General features: G+C 62.9%; 17 protein-coding genes and 1 pseudogene. 4 read left to right on the top strand and 14 right to left on the bottom strand.

What is annotated here, in order from left to right; translation table 11 throughout:
* Positions 1–2: 2 nt before the first annotated feature.
* The 5 genes and pseudogenes from HDG39_RS08910 to HDG39_RS08890 all read right to left on the bottom strand — a co-directional run.
* Positions 3–203 (bottom strand): annotated as a pseudogene (locus tag HDG39_RS08910) (type II secretion system F family protein); the annotation flags it as partial.
* Between the two features lie 101 nt (positions 204–304).
* Positions 305–1,540 carry a YbfB/YjiJ family MFS transporter gene (locus HDG39_RS08905; RefSeq protein WP_184005119.1) on the bottom strand — a complete coding sequence of 412 codons (1,236 nt, stop codon included), beginning with the start codon at positions 1,538–1,540 and terminating at the stop codon, positions 305–307.
* Positions 1,541–1,618: 78 nt separating this feature from the next.
* Positions 1,619–2,482: a MurR/RpiR family transcriptional regulator gene (locus HDG39_RS08900; RefSeq protein ID WP_184005118.1), complete on the bottom strand. Its 864-nt coding sequence runs from the start codon at positions 2,480–2,482 to the stop codon at positions 1,619–1,621.
* A 94-nt stretch (positions 2,483–2,576) separates the two neighbouring features.
* Positions 2,577–3,659, bottom strand: a complete 1,083-nt coding sequence (locus HDG39_RS08895; protein WP_184005116.1) for an ABC transporter ATP-binding protein — start codon at positions 3,657–3,659, stop codon at positions 2,577–2,579.
* A 78-nt stretch (positions 3,660–3,737) separates the two neighbouring features.
* Entirely contained in the window at positions 3,738–4,535 is a 798-nt protein-coding gene (locus HDG39_RS08890; RefSeq protein WP_184005114.1) for an SDR family oxidoreductase, read from the bottom strand.
* Positions 4,536–4,854: 319 nt separating this feature from the next.
* Here HDG39_RS08890 and HDG39_RS08885 point away from each other — a divergent pair, with 319 nt between their 5' ends.
* The 3 genes from HDG39_RS08885 (at position 4,855) to HDG39_RS08875 (ending at position 8,000) form a co-directional block, all read left to right on the top strand.
* Positions 4,855–6,087 (top strand): ABC transporter substrate-binding protein, encoded by a 1,233-nt coding sequence (locus tag HDG39_RS08885; protein WP_184005112.1) that lies wholly within the window; start codon positions 4,855–4,857, stop codon positions 6,085–6,087.
* Between the two features lie 174 nt (positions 6,088–6,261).
* Positions 6,262–7,152 carry a carbohydrate ABC transporter permease gene (locus tag HDG39_RS08880; RefSeq protein ID WP_018423757.1) on the top strand — a complete coding sequence of 297 codons (891 nt, stop codon included), beginning with the start codon at positions 6,262–6,264 and terminating at the stop codon, positions 7,150–7,152.
* Positions 7,149–8,000, top strand: a complete 852-nt coding sequence (locus HDG39_RS08875; RefSeq protein WP_184005110.1) for a carbohydrate ABC transporter permease — start codon at positions 7,149–7,151, stop codon at positions 7,998–8,000. The genes HDG39_RS08880 and HDG39_RS08875 overlap by 4 nt, the downstream gene beginning before the upstream one ends.
* Before the next feature lie 51 nt (positions 8,001–8,051).
* On the opposite strand, the gene HDG39_RS08870 is transcribed toward HDG39_RS08875, so the two are convergent.
* Positions 8,052–8,345, bottom strand: a complete 294-nt coding sequence (locus HDG39_RS08870; protein WP_018423759.1) for a DUF1330 domain-containing protein — start codon at positions 8,343–8,345, stop codon at positions 8,052–8,054.
* A 272-nt stretch (positions 8,346–8,617) separates the two neighbouring features.
* On the opposite strand from HDG39_RS08870, the gene HDG39_RS08865 reads away from it, so the two are divergent.
* Complete coding sequence (locus HDG39_RS08865; protein WP_184005108.1) at positions 8,618–9,769, top strand: peptidyl-alpha-hydroxyglycine alpha-amidating lyase family protein; 1,152 nt, start codon at positions 8,618–8,620, stop codon at positions 9,767–9,769.
* Between the two features lie 66 nt (positions 9,770–9,835).
* Here HDG39_RS08865 and HDG39_RS08860 read toward each other — a convergent pair whose 3' ends face one another.
* From HDG39_RS08860 to HDG39_RS08825, 8 genes are all read right to left on the bottom strand, one after another.
* A complete protein-coding gene (locus tag HDG39_RS08860) occupies positions 9,836–10,276 on the bottom strand; it encodes a hypothetical protein (RefSeq protein WP_184005106.1) in 441 nt (146 codons plus the stop codon).
* Positions 10,277–10,478: 202 nt separating this feature from the next.
* On the bottom strand, positions 10,479–12,185 hold the full coding sequence (locus HDG39_RS08855; RefSeq protein ID WP_184005104.1) for a fibronectin type III domain-containing protein: 1,707 nt from the start codon (positions 12,183–12,185) through the stop codon (positions 10,479–10,481).
* A gap of 231 nt (positions 12,186–12,416) precedes the next feature.
* A complete protein-coding gene (locus tag HDG39_RS08850; RefSeq protein WP_184005102.1) occupies positions 12,417–12,641 on the bottom strand; it encodes a hypothetical protein in 225 nt (74 codons plus the stop codon).
* A 115-nt stretch (positions 12,642–12,756) separates the two neighbouring features.
* Positions 12,757–13,179, bottom strand: a complete 423-nt coding sequence (locus tag HDG39_RS08845; protein WP_184005100.1) for a hypothetical protein — start codon at positions 13,177–13,179, stop codon at positions 12,757–12,759.
* A gap of 29 nt (positions 13,180–13,208) precedes the next feature.
* Positions 13,209–15,158 (bottom strand): putative bifunctional diguanylate cyclase/phosphodiesterase, encoded by a 1,950-nt coding sequence (locus tag HDG39_RS08840; RefSeq protein ID WP_184005098.1) that lies wholly within the window; start codon positions 15,156–15,158, stop codon positions 13,209–13,211.
* Positions 15,159–15,487: 329 nt separating this feature from the next.
* The gene (locus tag HDG39_RS08835) at positions 15,488–16,429 is read right to left on the bottom strand and encodes an ABC transporter substrate-binding protein (protein ID WP_184005096.1); all 942 of its coding nucleotides are present in this window, start codon (positions 16,427–16,429) and stop codon (positions 15,488–15,490) included.
* Between the two features lie 119 nt (positions 16,430–16,548).
* The gene (locus tag HDG39_RS08830; protein WP_184005094.1) at positions 16,549–17,577 is read right to left on the bottom strand and encodes an ABC transporter permease; all 1,029 of its coding nucleotides are present in this window, start codon (positions 17,575–17,577) and stop codon (positions 16,549–16,551) included.
* A 13-nt stretch (positions 17,578–17,590) separates the two neighbouring features.
* A complete protein-coding gene (locus HDG39_RS08825) occupies positions 17,591–19,108 on the bottom strand; it encodes a sugar ABC transporter ATP-binding protein (protein ID WP_184005092.1) in 1,518 nt (505 codons plus the stop codon).
* Between the last annotated feature and the right edge of the window lie 58 nt (positions 19,109–19,166).

Genomic DNA, 19,166 nt, shown 5'->3' with positions numbered 1-19,166 from the left:
GGTCATGTGCCGCCCGCCATGCTCGGCAGCAGATCGCGATAGACATGATTCATCGCGGGCCCCATCAGCACGACGAGCAGCGCCGGAAAAATGCAGAACATCAACGGAAACAGCAATTTCAGCGCGATCTTCGCGGCCCGCTCCTCGGCGCGCATCCGGCGGCGCGTGCGCAGCGTATCGGACAGCTTGCGGGCGGGCCACCCGCGCTCGGCATCGCGCTAGTCGTGTGCGTGGTGCCGCCGCTCACGTTCGTCGCGCATCGGTGCTGGACGTATCGCTGAGTACGAAGCATGCATAAAGCGACTCACGTCGCGCGCAACGCCTTCTGACACGCCGCGAGTACCGCGCCGGCCGCCAGCAGCAGCGCCGAATACACGAGCCCGCGCGCGAGCCCGGCGCCATCCGACACCCAGCCGATCACGACCGGCCCGACGATCTGCCCGAACGCGAACACGATCGTGAAGGCGCTGATGCCCTTCGCCCAGTGGCTCGCGGGAAGATTGTGGCGCACGAACGCGGTCGTCGACGCGACCGCCGACAGGAACGTCGCGCCGAACAGCGCGCCCGAAACGAACGCGACCCACGGCTGCGTGAAGAGCGCGGGCAGCAGCGTCGCGATCGCCAGCAGCGCGTTGAGCAGGGCGAGCGCCCGGCCCCCGCGCATGCGATCGAGCAGCGTCGACCAGATCCGCGCCGACACCACGGTCGCCGCGCCGAGCAGTAGATAGAAACCGGTGACGACCGCCGCGCTCATGCCGGCGTTACGCAGCAGCGCGACGATGAACGTCATGTAGCCGATATAGCCGATGCCGAACAGTCCGTAGCCCGCGAGCGCGGCCGCGAAGTGCGGCCAGCCCGGGGCGGGATTGGCGCCGGTTGCATGCGCCGCAGCCGCCGCGCTCGTGTGCGCGCGCTCGATCCTGCGCGACGCGCCGATCGCGACCGCGGCGAACAGCGCGCAGGCCGCCGCGAGCGCGAACCACGCGAATTGCCAGCCGTGGGCGGCATCAAGGATCGTCACCGGCACCAGCACCGACGACGCGACGATCCCCCAGCCCGTACCGCCGTAATACAGACCGAGCACGAGCCCCGCGTCGCGCGGTCGCGCCGACGCGAGCCGCGCCGCAAGCACGCCGCCGCCGATGAAGATCGCCGCGCTGCTCGCACCGGTGATCACGCGCAGCCCCAGCAGCGCATGCGTGCTGGCGGTGAGGCCGCTGCCGGCCATCAGCAGCACGGTCAGCACGCAACCGGCCGCGAACAGCGCGCCGGCCGACCAGCGGCGCGCGAGGCGCGGAAACACGAGCGCGCCGAGCAGATAGCCGAGCGCGTTGGCGGTGTTCATCGCGCCGGCCTGCGCGAAGCTCCAGCCGAGGTCGAGTTTCATCGACGGCAACAGCAGCGCGTACGCGAAGCGCGCGAAGCCGAGCGCTGTCGCGCTGCCGAGCGATAGCGCGGCGGCCAGCAGCAGGGTCGGCACACGTTCGGCGGTGGTCATTGATGGGGCGTGTAATGCGGTGTCGGCGGAACGGGAGGACATGGGCGGACGGACGTGAACGGGAACGCTGCGAGCCGATTCTACCTGGAGCGACGACGCAAGTCGCGGAACGTGCGCGCCTTACCCGCCCGCCCCTTCTGGCTCATGCGGCACGAGCCGCGCCTTCGCGTGGCGCATCTTTTCCAGCGTCTCGGGCCCGGCCTTCAGCGCGACGCCGATCGCGAGCGCATCCATGATGCACAGATGCACGAGCCGCGAGACGCCCGGCGTGTTCGGATCGATCGGGCTCGCCACGCGCAGCAGCAGCGGAATATCGACGAGCCATGCGAGTCGCGAGCCGACGTTGGTCAGCGCGATCGTCGTCGCGCCGCGCTCCTTCGCGATCTGGATGCTTTCATTCACTTCGACGCTGCGCCCCGAATGCGAGATCGCAAACGCGACGTCGCCCGGCTCCATCAGACCCGCGTATAGACGCTGCAAATGACCATCGGTAAACGCGGCCGCCGCGATGTCGATGCGCAAAAAACGCAGCGCCGCGTCCTGCGCGACGAGCCCCGAGCCTGAGCCCACGCCGAAGAAAAACACGCGCCGGGCGCTCGAAAGCGCCGCGATCGCGCTTTCGACCACGGCAGGATCGAGCGCGCCGCGCGCATGCGTGATGCCGTCGATCGCCGCTTCGCCGACCTTGTCCATCAAGGTCTGCACGTCGTCGTCGCGCGCGACCGCGGTCGATGCATACGGCAGCCCCCCCGCGACGCTCTGCGCGAGCTGCATCTTGAAGTCGCGCAGACCGTGCGCACCGATCGCGCGGCAAAAACGCGTGACGGAAGGCTCGGACACTTCGGCGCGCTGCGCGAGTTCGGTGATGCTCGCGCGCATCGCGAAGTCGACGTCGGCGAGCACCATGTCGGCGACCTTGCGCTCGGCGGGCCGCAGACTCGCGAGTGCGTTGCGGATGTGGGGAATCAAGTTCGGTGCGGACACCCGGTGTTCCTTAGGGGCTGTTTCATATGGATCCGCGTCGCTCGCAGCTTCTTCGGCTTCAATCGGCCTGATCGAAGTTCAAGCCGCACGCGGTTCAGACCAGCCTGCGTCCACTCTCCGTATCGAACAGATGGATGTGTTCGGCCGGCAGACGCAGCGCGACACGCTGACCGGGCTCGATCTTCGAGCGCTCGCGCGTGGTCACGCACCACGAAGCGCCGCCAATTTTCCCGTACAAGTGCGTTTCGGCGCCAGTTGGCTCGATCACTTCGACGTCGAGCGCGGCATCCGGTATCTGCGTCGTGATCTCGACGTGCTCGGGCCGCACGCCGAGCGTGACCTTCGCACCGACCACGGCCGACGCAGGCGTGCGTTCGAGCGCGACCTCGCTGCCGTCCGCGAGCTTCAACGCGAGGCCCGCACCCTGCGTGCGATTGACGATCACGCCCTCGGCGAAATTCATCGACGGCGAGCCGAGGAAGCTCGCGACGAAGAGATTCGCGGGCCGGTCATAGAGTTCGAGCGGACGGCCGATCTGCTCGATACGTCCCGCGTTCATCACGACGATGCGATCGGCCATCGTCATCGCTTCGATCTGATCGTGGGTGACGTAGATCACCGTGTTCTTCAAGCGCTGATGCAGCGCCTTGATTTCGGTGCGCATCTGCACGCGCAGCTTTGCGTCGAGATTCGACAGCGGTTCGTCGAACAGGAACAGCGACGGCTCGCGCACCACCGCGCGGCCCATCGCCACGCGTTGCCGCTGACCGCCCGACAATGCGCGCGGCAAGCGGTCCAGATAGCCGCTGAGGTTCAGCATCTTCGCGGCCGCATCGATGCGCGGCTTGAATTTCTCCGAGGATTCTTTGCGGATTCTCGGACCGAACGCAATGTTTTCATACACCGACAGATGCGGATACAGCGCGTAGCTCTGGAACACCATCGAGATGTTGCGCTGCTGCGGCGCGAGCGTATTCGCGCGCGTGCCGCCGATCATCAGATCGCCGCCGCTGATTTCCTCGAGCCCGGCCACCATCCGCATCAGCGTGCTCTTGCCGCAGCCCGACGGACCAACCAGCACGACGAACTCGCCGTCGTCGATGTCGAGATCGATGCCGTGCACGACCTGGGTGTCGCCATAGCGTTTGAAGATGCCGCTCAGTTGCACTGCTGCCATGCTGTCCTCATTGTCTTGCTGTGTGTTGTATTGCCGATGTTGTATTGCCGGTGTCGTACTGCACGCGTCGCGCGCGGCTCAGAACGACTCGAGCGTCAGCTCCTGCGCCATCAAGCGGTTGCCCGCCATCAAGCCGCCGTCGACCGGCAACGCGACGCCGGTGATCACGCGCGCTTGCGGCGATGCGAGGAACAACACCGCATCGGCGATGTCGTCGGGCGTCGCGAAGTCGCGCAACGGGTACCACTTCTTCAGTTCCTCGAACACCTGCGGATTCTTGTCGACACGCGCCTGCCACGCCTGCGTCTTCACAGTGCCCGGACACACGATGTTCGCGCGAATGCCAAAGCGGCCCAGCTCGATCGCGAGCGCTTTCGTATAGCTGATCAGGCCGGCCTTCGCGGCGCTATATGCCGGATGACCGAGCGCGGCGAGACCGTTCACCGAGCCGATCAGCACGAGCGCGCCGCGCTGCCGTTCGATCATCGACGCGCGCACCGCCTCCACCGTGTGATACGTGCCGTTAAGATTCAGATGGATGTCGCGCTGCCAGCTCGCGGCGTCGGTGGTCGCGAGCGACGCGCCGAGCGCCGCGCCCGCGTTCGCGACCAGCACGTCGACCGGTCCACGCTGCGCGACCGCCGCGGCCACCGCGTGCTGCACCGCAGCGGCGTCGCCGAGATCGACCGCGACCGGCACGACCTGGTCCGCGCCCTGTTGCGCGCCCCGTTGTGCGCCGAGTCGCGCGCTCAACGACTGCAGCGCGGTCGCGTCGATGTCGAGCGCGAGCACGGTGTCACCCGCCTCGACGAAGCGCTCGCATAACACGCTGCCGATACCGCCGCATGCGCCCGTTACCAATACGACACGATCCATGTGTTCCTCGCTCGTTGGCCTGGCCGTTTCGGCCGTCTTGCCGGCGCCGTCCGCCACCCGGCTCGTGCTACGCGCAACGCTGTAAATTTCCTACATATGCAACCCGCGACGACTGCCGGCCATCCCGAAGAGTGGGTTTCGGATCCCGTCCCGCAGTGCAGAATACCCTATGCTTTACAGCATCTTATGCACAAAACAGCCAGAGAAAAAATATCGCAGACCCTACGTGACAAGCTATTTTGCGTCATGTAGGATTTTTTCAAACAATTTACCCAAGGCGGCCGGCGACGGCAGCAAACCACCCACAGGAGAGAGAAAAATGTCGTTGCATGCCCGTGCTTCCCTCGCGCTAGGCAAAGTCGCCGTGGCGCTCGCGTTTGCAGGTATCGCCGTCTCGGCCCATGCCGAGACGGTCCGCGTGACGGTCGCTCACTACAGCGACGCGACCGCGCCGTACTTCGAGAAAATGGCCCGCAACTTCGAGAAGGCCAATCCCGGCACGACCATCAAGATCGAAGACGTGAACTGGGACACGCTGCAACAGAAGCTGCAAACGGACATCTCCGGCGGCGCCAACGCGGACCTCGCGATCGTCGGCACGCGCTGGCTCCTCGACTTCGTGAAGGACGACGTCGCCGAGCCGCTCGACGGCTATATGGACGCGAACTTCAAGGCACGTTTCATCGGTCCGTTCCTCGCGCCTGGCCAGATCAACGGCAAGACCTACGGCCTGCCGATCGCCGCTTCCGCGCGCGCGCTCTACTACAACAAGGATCTGCTCGCGAAGGTCGGCTACCCCGACGGCCCGAAGACCTGGAATGAAGTGATCGATGCATCGAAGAAGCTGAAGGCGCAAGGCATCGCCGGCTTCGGCCTGCAAGGCAAGGAAATCGAAACCGACGTCTACTATTACTACGCGCTGTGGACGATGGGCGGCGACGTGGTCGGCAAGGACGGCAAGGCCGCGTTCAATTCGCCGGCGGGCGTGAAGGCCGCGACGATGTACAAGCAGATGATCGACCAGGGTCTCACGCAACCGGGCGTCACCGGCTATAGCCGCGAAGACGTGCAGAACCTGTTCAAGCAGGGCCGCGTCGCGATGGTGATCTCCGCGCCGTTCCTCGCCAAGCAGATCAAGAAGGAAGCGCCGAACCTGAAGTACGGTATCGATCCGGTGCCGATGGGCACGACGCACGCCACCTACGCGGTCACCGACTCGATCGTGATGTTCAAGAACTCGAAGGCGAAGAAGACCGCGTGGAAGTTCCTCGACTACCTGTTCACGAAGGAACCGCGCGTCGAGTTCACGACGACCGAAGGCTTCCTGCCGACCACGAAGGCAGAAGCGGCTGACCCGGCGTTCAACGATCCGGACGTCAAGGCATTCATCGCGCTGCTGCCCACGGCTCACTTCGCGCCGACCGTGACCGGCTGGGAAGACACCGCGAAGGCCGTGACCGACGGGATGCAGGCGATCTACCTGAACAAGGCGCAACCGGCGGAAGCGTTGAATGCGGCCGCTGCGCAGGCGAACAAGTCGCTCGGTCACTGATACGCGGCTTTTGACAGTAACGAGACGAACAGCGGACGCGCGGCGCCGTAGCTAAAGCGCCGCGCGTTGCGCCGCGCCACTCCCACATTCGAGCCTATGCAGCACGATGCACCCTCCGGCCCATTCCGTCGTGCCCGCCGCCAGAGAGCGGGCGCGTCTTACGATCGAGCACGCATGAGCCGTTCCGTTTCTTCGCGCGCGCAGGCGCCCTGGTTGCTGATTGCGCCGAGCCTCGTGCTCGCGCTGTTCATCATCAGCTATCCGATTTTCAACATCGTGTGGCAATCGCTGCATGAGGTATCGCGCTTCGGCGCGATCCGCGACTTCACCGGCGCGCAGAACTTCATCAACGTGTTTCAGGACCCGGTGTTTCTCGCTTCGGTACGCCGCACGATCATCTGGACCGTGTGCGTGGTGGGCGGCACGGTGCTGATCTCGGTACCTGTCGCACTGATTCTGAATCAGGACTTTCACGGTCGCGGCGTGGCGCGCACGATCGTGATGCTGCCGTGGTCCGTCTCTTTGACGATGACCGCCGTCGTCTGGCGCTGGGCCTTCAACGACGACTACGGCATGGTCAATGTCACGCTGCAGCGGCTCGGCCTGATCGGCGGGCCGATTCACTGGCTCGCGACGCCCGAGTTCGCGTTCCCCGTCGAAATCGCGGTCGGCATTCTGGTGTCGATTCCATTCACGGTGACGATTTTTCTTGGCGGCCTGTCTTCGGTCCCAAGCGATATCTACGAAGCCGCGCGTATCGACGGCGCGAGCGCCTGGCAGCAGTTCCGGCAATTGACGATGCCGCTGCTGCGCCCGTTCATCAACATGGCGATCCTGCTGAACGTGATCTACGTGTTCAACTCGTTTCCGATCATCTGGGTGATGACGCAAGGCGGCCCCGACAACAGCACGCACATCCTCGTCACTTACCTGTACGAACTCGGCTTCCGGCTCGGACGGCCCGGCGAAGCGGCCGCTGTTTCGCTGATCATGCTCGTGATGCTGTTCGTGTTCTCGATCGCTTATCTACGTCTGCAACGCGCGAAAGAAGGAGTGCCATCATGAGTCTGAGCGCAAAGACGAAACGCTCGCTGTGGTGCTGGATCGCCCTGACGCCGCTCGTGATCGTCATACTGTTTCCGTTCGCGGTGATGTTTTTCACCGCGGTCAAACCGGCCTCGGAGATCTTCGTCTATCCGGCGCGCTGGCTGCCGGTGCAGTGGCAGTGGCGCAATTTCATCGACATGTGGGACGCGGCCAACTTCGGCGTCGCGCTGCGCAACAGCACGATCATCAGTTTCCTGTCTACCGCGCTCGCACTCGCGGTGAGCCTGCCCGCCGCTTACGCGCTCGCGCGCTTCCCATTTCGCGGACGCGGCCTGTATCGGCAGTTCCTGCTCGTCACGCAGATGCTGTCGCCGATCCTGCTGGTGGTCGGCCTATTCCGGCTCGCGGCGATGATTCCGTGGGGCGACGGCAACCTGGTCGATTCGAGGATCGGCGTGATCGTGTCGTACGCGGCGTTCAATATCGCGTTCGCGGTGTGGATGCTGTCGTCGTACTTTCAGACCGTGCCGCAGGATCTCGAGGAATCCGCGTGGCTCGAAGGCTGCAGCCGCACGCGCGCGGTGTTCAAGGTGTTTCTGCCGCTCGCGGTGCCGGCGATCGTCGTGACCGCCATCTTCACGTTCATCAATGCGTGGAACGAGTTCGCGGTCGTCTATACGCTGATCCGCTCGCCGGAAAACAAGACGCTGACCGTGCAGGTGACCGATATGGTCGCGGGCAAGTACGTGGTCGAATGGCATCTGGTGATGGCCGCGACCTTGTGCGCGACGTTGCCGGTTTCGATCGTGTTTGCGTGGTTGCAGCGATATATGGTGAAGGGGCTCGCGCTCGGCGCGGTGAAGTGAGTAACTGCGCGGCACTTACTTGCCGCGCAGTGTTCGCTTGCGGGTCGTGCGTCAGTCGGTGCCGCGCACGATGCGCAGATCGCGTTCGACGCCATCGCCCAATGCGGCCAGCGCCTTCTTGTACTCCTCGCTTTCGTAAGCGGCGACGGCCGCCTCGTACGTCGGGAACTCGATCACGACCGTGCGCTCCTTGAGGCCCTGCTCGCGCGCCTCGTCCGCCACACCTCGCACGAGGAACTTGCCGCCCGCCGCCGCCACCGCGGCTGGGGCCAGTTGCGCGTACGCGGCCAGTTTCTGCGGATCGTTCGTCTTGCGGTACGACGACACCCAATAACCTTTGCTCATTCGAATCTCCTTGTGTGATGGACCAACGCGGGACTAAAGCGGACCTAAGCAGTCGCGGTCTTACATAGTAGCAAAGCGGGCTGGCTCGCGATGCCGAGCGGTACCGCGCCGCCGCGCGCCGCGACTTGGACAGCATCTGCCGCCACTGGCACGTGATCGCGCATGACGGCAACTATCTCTTTCAGCATCGCCAAAACGATTTAGCCATTAAACGTTTTGTGCACTAGGCTTGCCTTTGCACACTTCAAGCGATGGTCCAAAGGAGACAACGAATGAGCGAGCGTTACGAGTCGTTTTGCGCATGCTGCGGCGTTCCCGACCACCGGGCGATGAGCCGCCGGACTTTCATGAGCCTGCTTGCGGGTAGCGCCGCCGGACTGGCCATGCCGCCGGCGTTCGCCGCGGACACACCCGCCGTGCCCACGATTGCTTACGACTCGATTGCCAACCCTGTACGTTTGCCGAACGACAGGTACTTCGGGGAATGCTCGGGCGTCGCGCTCAATTCGCATGGCCATATCTTCGTGCTGTCGCGCGGCAACACCACCGGCCCCGCATATGGCGCGGCCGCCGCGCAACTGCTCGAGTTCGCGCCCGATGGACGCTTCGTGCGCGAGATCGGCCACAACCTGTACGCGTGGTCGTTCGCGCACACGGTGAAGGTGGACCGGCACGACAACATCTGGGTCACCGACAAGGGCTCGGACATGGTGATCAGGTTCACGCCGGAAGGACGCGTCGCGATGGTGTTCGGCCGCAAGCAGGAAGCATCGGACGAAGAGACCGCGCCGCTCAAGCATCCGAATCCGCCGCTGCCGTCCGAACCCGGACGCTTTCGCCAGGTGACCGACGTCGCGTGGGACAAGGCGGGCAACACCTATATCAGCGACGGATACATCAACTCGCGCGTCGCGAAGGTCGATCGCGACGGCAACTGGCTGAAGTCATGGGGCGATCGCGGCACGGGACCGGGGCAGTTCCATACGCCGCATAGCATCGCGGTCGATGCGCACGACCACGTTTATGTGGCCGATCGCAGCAACCGGCGCATCCAGGTGTTCGATACCGAGGGCACGTTCCTGCGCCAGTTCACGATCGACGTACCGGTGCCGCCGGACGCGCGCCCCGCGATCGGCAACATGCCGAGCGAAGCGGACCTCGCCGCGGGCACGTTCGCGCCGGGCTCGCCCTGGGCGATCTGCATCTCGCCGGGACCGAATCAGGTGCTCTATAGCGCCGACGCGTTTCCGGGACGCATCTACAAGATGACGCTCGACGGCAAAGTGCTCGGTGTGCTTGGCAAAGCGGGCAAACAGCCGAAACAGTTCGGCTGGATTCACGAGATGGCGTGTCCTTCGGAAAACGTATTATTCGTTGCCGAGTTGCTGAACTGGCGTATTCAGAAACTGGTTCTGCATGCGTGATGGACGAGGGCCGCCGCGTTCGTCTGTGATGCGGACGCGCACCGGCCCTGTCGATGTCAAGCCGTCTCAGTCGTAACGACGATGCTTGTGATGGTGCTTGCCCGATTGGTAGCCGCGCGAGTAGTCGTTGGCATATGAGTTCGAGCGCGAGACGTTGCCGCCGAGCGCCGAACCCGCGCCGCCGCCGAGCGCGGCGCCAACCAGGCCGCCGGTGCGGCCGCCCATCGCGTTGCCGGCCGCGGTGCCCGCCCCGCCACCGAGCGCGCCGCCGATGATCGCGCCGGTGCGTTCGCGGCGATTCGACGTGACCGCGCCGCCCGCCCCGCCGCCCACTGCGCCGCCGATCACCGCGCCTGTGCTGCCGCCCACCGCGCCGCCGACTGCCGCGCCGGCCACGCCACCGAGCGCGCCGCCGAGCATGTTGTTCATATCACCGGCGAGTGCCGGCAACGACGCCGCGGCGCTCAATGCAGCCACGGCAACCATCTGGATGATCTTCTTGGACATATCGGGTCTTTGTTTTAGTGAGACGGCGCCGAGTATAGCGGGGCTTTCGAAAGGCCTTTGTAACCACCACAGTCCGTGGCGGTAAGACGTGTAACAAAATGAATGGGGGATTGTTTTTTGCGGTGACCGTGAAAAAACAAGGGCCGCTCGTGATGAGCGGCCCCTGGAAATCGAATGCCGATCAGTGAATCAAATCATCCTTCTACCCGCGCCGCTTCTTCTTCAATTCGATCGTCTCGAACAGATCGTATTCCGGTGTCGGCGTCTGATCCGCGCCCGGCGCATGGTAGTAGTTCATCGTGATCGTGGTGTCGCCGCCGGGCTGCCCCGGATCGTAATCGAACACCGCGATGCCGTAACCGGTGCCGGTGTCGCGTTGGGCGGACCAGATCGCGTCTTCGACCGCGTCGGCGCTCGCGCGCACGAACGTGCCCGCGGTCGTCGACGGCACCGGGCGATTCGGCTTCGTGAAGATGCGCGCCTGCGGCAGGCCTGTGCCGGTATCGACGCCATACACGTCGAGCGGCGCGCTCGTGCCGCCGCCGCCAAGAATCAGGTGGATCGTGCCGTGGCTCGTATCGAACGTCGATGCACCCGCCGATACCGCCGACATGATCGGCTTGGGCTGCAACGTATCGACCGGGCGCCCCGTCGCGATGTCGGTGCCCTTGTTGTGATTGCAACCGCGCACCGGATAGCTGCGCTCGTAGTCGTGATCGTGACCGCACAGCACGAGATCCACGCCATAGCGATCGAACAGCGGCAGCCACGCTTCGCGAATGCCCTTGTCGGAACCGTTGCCGGTCTTCGACGAGCTGAGTGCGTCCTGATGCATCTGCACGATGATCCAGTCCACGTCGTTATCGTGCGACGCATGCTGCAGCACTTTTTCGAGCCAGCGTGTCTGCTCGCCATTGCTATAGCCGCGCACATACAGCGACGTACCCGCCGGAATCGGCGGATTGCCGGTGCTCGCGACCGGCGTCAGCGGCGCGGGCCCGGCGACGAAAGCGGCGGCATCCTGATAGACGACGTCGTCCGCATCGAGCGAAACGAACAGCACCGAGCCGACGCGGAAGCTGTACCAGCGGCCCGGAAAACGCGTGTGATTATCGGGCAGCACGTAGCGCGACAGATACGACGCAAGGCCCTGCTCGCCGTTGTTGAATTCGAGTTCGTGATTGCCGGGACACGGCATCCACGGCCGATTCGACGCCGACGTCTGCGCGTTGTTACCGAAGTCGCGCCACACCTCGGGCTGCTGCGTCGGATTCAGATTCGCATAGCAGAGATCCCCGTTCAGCAGATGGAACAGCGGCTGAAAGCGCTCGACGGCCGCCACCGCGAAGCGGCTTTGCGGCGACGACAGCACCCAGTTAGTATTCGGCGTCGCGAGATCGCCGTAGCTCGTCCAGCGAAACCGCGCGCGGCCGCGCGGCGCGGTACGAAAACTCGCGGTGAAGGGTTGCGCTGCGTTGCCGTCGTTATCGGCCGTCACTTCGTACTGATAGCTCGTGTCGGCCTTCAACTCGCGCACGCGCGCGTGATAGTTGAATACGACCTCGCCGTTGACGCCGTCGGTGTAAGTGCTTTGCACCGCGTGCACCGTATGTTTCGCGTGGTCCCCGTTATTGGCGCCGCTTATGCGCACCTGCGGATTGACCGCGGGCGCGAGCGACGACCACGACACGGTGATCTCGCTCGTCGGGTCGCCGCCCCAGGTCAGATGGATCTGCTCGGGCGTGCCATCGGGTGTGCCGCTATTGGCGCCGCGCGCGGTCGATGCGAGCGCGCCCGCCGCCGTCGCGAGACTCGATGCGCCGGCGAACTTCAGAAAGCCGCGACGCGAGACGATCGATGCGCCGTGCTCATCGGCAGGCGTTGTCTTGACGATTATTCTGTTCGACATGTCCGGTATGGTTGTTCAGGTGGAAGAATGCCAGCGCAAAACAACGCCCCGCGGGGCGAGCGCGGACGGAAAGTGAAGGACGATCGTAGCCGGACGGCGATGACAGCCCGATGAAACATCGGGCGAATAGCGGAAGGAGGGTTCGATATCGAAAGGTCTATAAAAACAAATTGCCGGTGCAGCGCGTGATTCGATCGCGCGCATGCAACCGGCAATCCGCTTGACGTCCGTTCAGGTCTGGGAGCTTGTATCGTCCGCGGCTTGAGCGTGGTCGGCGTCGTCCTGCTTCTCTTCTTCTTTCTTTTCCACCAGCGCTTCCAGCTTTCCAGCGCCTTCGAAACCGGCGATAGCGGCCAAGCCTTTGGTCAGCAGACCCGCTTCGGGATCGACTTTCTCCGCGGCTTCAACGGCGGCAACCGCACCGGCAATCTTGCCCACTTCGTCCAGAAGTCCCATGTCGCGCTCCCACAAAAATAAGTGAAGCTGCATCGTCTCACGAACTTTATGGCATGTCGTCAAATGTTACATCGCTTAACGACGAAGCTTTCGAAGTGAAATTTAAACGGCTGCCTCACCCGCGGGCGGGCGGCTGCGGATTGTTCGCGGGATTCGTGTCGTACCTCGAAACGCGAACAATACCGTTCGCGTCGATCAGCTTCGACAGGCCGGCCTCGAGGCCATCGGCGACGTCCTTGTCATACACTTCGTCGCCATTCACATGGAGCGTGAACGACTGCAGGTACTTCGCTTTCTTCTCCGGGTTCTCGATGGTTTGCCGTGTCCAGTGATAGAGCGGATAGTTCTCGATGCCCATTCTCTCCGCTTCGCTCACGTAGTCCGCGAATGCATCGAACTGGCATTTGAGCGTTGCGTGATGCGTCTGCAAAATGGCACGAAGCGCTGGATGCGCGGCGCACGAAGGGTCCGCGCGCAGCGAGTTGGCGAGTTCCAGCGACGCGGTGATTCGCAGCTGAAATTGCAAGGGAGACGACATCACGACCTCGATCGCATCGGTAACGGATATCAAAAGTCCGCAGGCGCGGCCTTGTCGGCGACACGCGCGTCGAGCACCGCTTCGCACTGCTCGATTTCTTCGTTGCACATCGGCTTGCCGAGCAGATAACCCTGCGCATGGGTGCAACCGCATACGCGCACGAAATTGAGCTGCTCCTGGGTTTCGATGCCCTCGGCCGTGGTCGGCATGCCGATCTCGCGCGCCAGCGCGACGATGCCACGCACCACGGCCGCCGATTCGCGCCCATGCACGGACTCGCGGACGAACGAACTGTCGATCTTCAGCTTGTCGAACGAGAAGCGCACGAGCGTGGACATCGTCGAAAAGCCGGTGCCGAAGTCGTCGAGCGCCAGCCCGATACCCAATGCGCGCAACCGGGTGATATTGCGGCGAGTCACTTCGTCGTCGTTCAGCAGTGCCGTTTCCGTGACCTCGAGATTGAGCCGCGTCGGCGGCAGCCTCGTTTTCCGAAGTATTGCCGTCACCGTCGATGCGAACGATTCCTCGCGCAACTGCACCGGCGATACATTGACCGCGACGATCACCTTGTCGCGCCACGTCGAAGCCGCCATGCACGACTGCAGCAGCACCCATTCACCCAACGCGAGGATCAGGCCGGTGCGCTCGGCGGTCAGAATGAACGCGGACGGCGACAACTCGCCGCGCGTCGGATGGGCCCAGCGAATCAGCGCCTCGCGGCCCGCTACCGCGCCGGTATTCAGATCGATGATCGGCTGATACTCCATGCGCAAACCATTGAACGACTTCAGCGCGCCTTCGAGGTCGCTGCGCAGCAGGCTCAGGCTTTCGTCGGATACGTGCTTCTCGGCATCGAAAATCGCGAACGCGCTTTTGCCGCTGCGCTTGACGCCGTACAACGCGCGGTCCGCGCAGATCAGCAATTGCGGACCCGTTTGCGCATGTTCGGGATAGAGCGCGATGCCGACGCTCGCGCCGATATGCACGAGCGCTTCGCTCAACACGAACGGCCGCGCCAGCGTTCTGACGATGCGATCGGCCAGCACGCGCACGTCGCGAAGCTGCCCGGCGTCGTCCGAAATCGCGACGAACTCGTCGCCCGCCAGGCGGCCAACCTGGTCGCCGCTCGGCAGCAGATCGCGCAAACGGGAGGCCGCTTCCTGCAGAATCTGGTCGCCGGCGGCATGACCGAGACTGTCGTTGATCGCCTTGAAGCCGTCGAGGTCGATCAGCAGCACCGCGAACGCCTCGCCCTGCCGAGTCGAACTCTCGCCGGTGCGTTCGATCAGCAACTCGCTGATATGCGCGCGATTCGGCAAACCGGTCAGGCTATCCTGGCGCGCGAGGCGATGACTGTTTTCCCGCGCGAGCAGCAACGCAACGGTGTCGCGATTACTGCGCAGCGCGACCGTGAAGAAGCCGGCCGCGCAAAACGGAGCCTGAAATAGCAGCACGAGCTTGCCATTGCCCGGCGACATCGCCGCGCCGACACTCAGAAAGCTGAGAATAAAAACGATCTGCAATAACACAAGCCGCGGCGTGCCCGCATTGCGTCCGGCCAATCCGCCGATCACACCGACCGCGCAAACGTTCCCAAGCAGAAAAAGCGTGGGACTTCCGCTGATATTGCACAGGAATGTGCCAAACCCGAATAACGCGCTCCACAACAGACTCGCGAAAATAAACGCGGAAGTCGGCGTGGCCAGCCCTTGGGCGGCCCGCATGCGGCATAGCCAGATCAGCGTGAGCCGCGCGATCAGCAATGCGACGACCGCAATGCCCCACGCGGCATATAGAGGAATCGGATAAAGATAATACGCGGTTGCGCAAACGCCGATTTCGCAAATCGACGCGAAAACGATCGATGCGGTTCGCGTGAACAGGTTGGCAAGCAGAATCTGCCGGTTGTCCGGACTCAGGTTCTGGGCCGAGGACACGACCCACTTGAAAAATGGAGATCTTGGTTCGGTAAAAGCCATGACCTGCGCATTCGACGGTGGGTGGGTCCGAATCGGCATGCGAATGGACGGCTCGTGCAGCGATTACATAAACATAAGGTATCAGATTAATGCATGCAATGGCGTGAAATGACCAGCAGCCCTGCATCAAAAGCACTGCATGAGCGCGAATCCCGACTTGCTCGACGGACTACGAGCGTTGGGATTACATGTTGTTGCGGCGCAACGGGCCGCTCGGTATAGCGCGATTCCGAAGTTGCGGAACGGCAATAAAAAGAGGAAGAGCGTGGCTCTCCCTCTTCGATGATTGTCGCAGCTTCGGCTTCCCGAGTCGCGATCGTCGGCCTCGCTTAGTCGTACAGTACGGCTGCGATCTTCGGATCGTTCATGTTGGTCTTGTCGTACCAGTAGAAACCGGTGTCGATCTTCTTCGGCAGTTTCTCGCCGTGCAACGCCTTGACCGCCGAGTCGACCGTGCATTTGCCGATACCGACCGGATTCTGCGTAATCGCGCCGGCCATCAAGCCCGACATGATGTTCTCCTTCTGCTCCTTGCCGGAGTCGAAGCCGATCAGCACGAGTTTCTTGCCCGATTCCTTGACGCCGATCGCCGCGCCTTCCGCGGAACCTTCGTTTGCACCGAAGATACCTTTCAGGTTCGGATTCGCCTGGATCATGGCCTTGGCGATTTCCGCGGACTTCAGGTGATCGCCGGCGCCGTATTGCACGGACACGATCTTGATGTTCGGGTGCTTCGACTTGATCTGATTGACGAAACCGTCGCGGCGATCGACACCGGTGCGGCTCGTCTGGTCGTGCACGATCACGCCGACTTCGCCGGAATTGCCGATCAGCGCGGCCATCTTGTCGGCGGCGAGCGCGGCGGCGGCGACGTTGTCCGTCGAGCAGGTCGTCAATGGAATATCGCTGTCGACGCCCGAGTCGAATGCAATCACCGGAATCTTGTCGTTCTGGGCGCGCTTGAGCAAGGGGATGGCCGCCTTACTGTCGAGCGCCGCGATGCCGAGCGCCTGCGGTTTCTTCGCGAGCGCGGCCGACAGCATGTCGATCTGCTTATCGACCATCGCTTCCGTTTCCGGTCCCTCGAACGTGATCCTGACGTTGTTCGCTTTCGCGGACTGCTCGGCGCCCGATTTGACGGCTTGCCAGAACTGATGCTGGAAGCCTTTCGAAATAAGCGGAATATACGGCTCGTCCGCATATGCGAGACTACTTCCGCCGACGAGCGCACCGACACCGACCACGATACCGATCAGTCTTCTCTTCAACATGGGGCCTCCTCCAATGGTTGGGCTATCAAGCCGCTATCGAGCTTTCGAGGGAGCCTTCACGTGCCCTCTCTCTCCTGCTCCTGCATTCCCTGCTTATTTGCTGCTGCCTTGCTCCTGCGTCAACTTCTCCGGCTGCGCCGCAGGATATCCGCATACACCGCCAGAATGATGATCAAACCGGTCACGACGATCTGCCACTCCTGCGCGACCGACATGATGCGCAGTCCGTTGGTCAGCACGCTCATGATGAAAGCGCCGATGATGGTGCCGAGTATCGTTCCCGAACCGCCGCTCAACGACGTGCCGCCGATCACGACCGCCGCGATCGCATCGAGCTCGTAGCCTTGACCGAGCGCCGGCTGCGCCGAATTGAGCCGCGACGCGATCAGCAGACCCGCGATGCCGCAGATCGCGCCCCCCACGCCGTAAATTGCGATCTTCCAGCGATCGACATTGACGCCCGAGAGCCGCACCGCTTCCTCATTGCTGCCGAGTGCGAACGTATAGCGGCCGAGCGCGGTGCGATTGAGCGTAATAGAACTGACGATCGCGAGAAAGAACAGGATCAGTACCGCATTCGGAATCGGCACGCCCGGCAGGAAATAGCCGATCAGCGAATCCTGAGAAATACGGTAGAAGTTCTCGGTATCGGTGAAATAGATCGGCTTGTCCGCCGACACGACGAGCGAAAGACCTTTGAGCAGCATCATCATGCCGAGCGTCGCGATGAATGGCGGAATCTTCATTTTGGCGGTCAGCGTGCCCGATACCGTTCCGCATACCGCGCCCGTCGCGAGTGCCGCGAGCACGCCCGCCCACATCGGCAGATGCCAGTACGTGAGAAACACTCCGCAAATCACGGCGGTAAATGTCATCAACGTACCGACCGACAGATCGATGCCGCCTGTAATGATCACGAACGTGGCGGCGATCGCCAGCACGCCGTTCACAGCTGTCGCCTGAAAAATGCCGAGGATGTTGTCCATCTGCATGAAGGCCGGCGACGCGAAGCTGAAGAACACCAGCAACAGGATAAGGCTCGCGAACGCGAGCATCTTTTGCACGGCGGTCGGCGCGAAAATTCGCGCTTTCAGCCCGGAAGTGCGCCTTTCGTTGTCCAGCGCCGCGGTATCCGTTCGCAATGTCATGTCGTAGACCTCTTCAGGCTTGTACCGTTTTCAGGGTTTCGCGAAGCGTCGCGAGATGCATGATGCGCTCCTGCGTCGCTTCGCTGGCGGACAGCTCGCCGGTAATGCGGCCTTCGCACATCACGACGATGCGGTCGCTCATGCGCAGAACTTCCGGCAGCTCGGAGGAGATCATCACGATCGCCTTGCCTTGCGCCGCCAGCGAGCGCAGCAGCTTGTAGATTTCGCTTTTCGCGCCGACGTCGATGCCGCGCGTCGGTTCATCGAAGAACAGTACGTCGCAATCGCGCTCGAGCCATTTCGCGATCACAATCTTCTGTTGATTGCCGCCCGACAGGAGCCGCACCTGCTGCGTCGCCGAAGGCGTGCGAATCGCAAGCAGCTTGATGAAGTGCTGCGCTCTTTTGCGAATCTGCCCGCGACGCAGAAACATATTGATTGACAGGAACTTGCCGAGGTCAGCCATCACGATGTTCGATTCGACATCCATTCCCGTCGCGAGACCGAAGCGCTTGCGATCTTCGGACAGGTAGCCGATGCCGCGCTTGACCGCATCACTGGGCCTCCTGATCGACGCCTTCACGCCTTTCACGAGTATCTCGCCCGATTCGACCGGATCGGCGCCGAACACCGCGCGCGCGACCTCCGTGCGGCCCGCGCCCATCAAGCCTGCGAAACCGAGTATTTCGCCCTTGCGCAATTCGAAACTGACGTCGCGCACGAGCGGACCTGCGACGAGATTTCTGACTTCGAGCGCAAGTTCGCCTTTCACCGGCGCGCTCTCGACCGGCGTCACGTCGCCCAGCGTGCGTCCGACCATCATGCCGATGATCGTCTCGACGCCGGTGCCCTCGGTCGGCACGGTGGCCACGTACTCACCGTCGCGCATCACGGTCACGCGATCGGTGATCTGCTTCAACTCGTCCATCTTGTGCGAGATATAGACGACGCCGACGCCGCGCTCTCTCAATTGACGGATGATCCGGAACAGCTCGGCGATCTCGGCATCGTTGAGCGCGGACGTGGGTTCGTCCATGATCAGCACGCGCGAATCGAAAGACAGTGCTTTCGCTATCTCGACCATCTGCTGACTCGCGACGGTCAACGTGCCGACCATCGTGCGCGGATCGAGTTTCACGTGCATGCGGGCGAGGATCTCGCTTGCCTGTGCATTCAGTTTGTCTTCATCGAGGAACAGACCCAGACCCTTGCGCGGCTCACGGCCGATAAAGATGTTCTGCGCGATGCTCAGATGATTCATCAGTTGCAGTTCCTGATGAATGATGCCGATGCCGACAGCTTGCGCATCGCGCGGACCTTGAAAATCGACGGGCTTGCCGTCGAAGAGAATTTCGCCGGAATCGCGCGTATAGACGCCGGCGAGAATTTTCATCAGCGTCGACTTGCCCGCGCCGTTCTCGCCCATCAGCGCATGGACCTCGCCGGCCATGAGTTCGAACCGGACGTCATGAAGCGCTCTTACGCCCGGAAAGCTCTTGCAAAGATTGTTGACGGAAATGAGTGGGTTCATGTGCTGGTCTGTCGACGGCTGCCTATATCACCAACGTTTTTACGGTGGAGCTTTTTTA

Origin of the sequence: Paraburkholderia lebeckiae (assembly GCF_014201005.1) — a bacterium.
GTDB classification, from domain to species: domain Bacteria; phylum Pseudomonadota; class Gammaproteobacteria; order Burkholderiales; family Burkholderiaceae; genus Paraburkholderia; species Paraburkholderia tuberum.
This window is presented reverse-complemented; position numbering and strand designations above follow the sequence as displayed.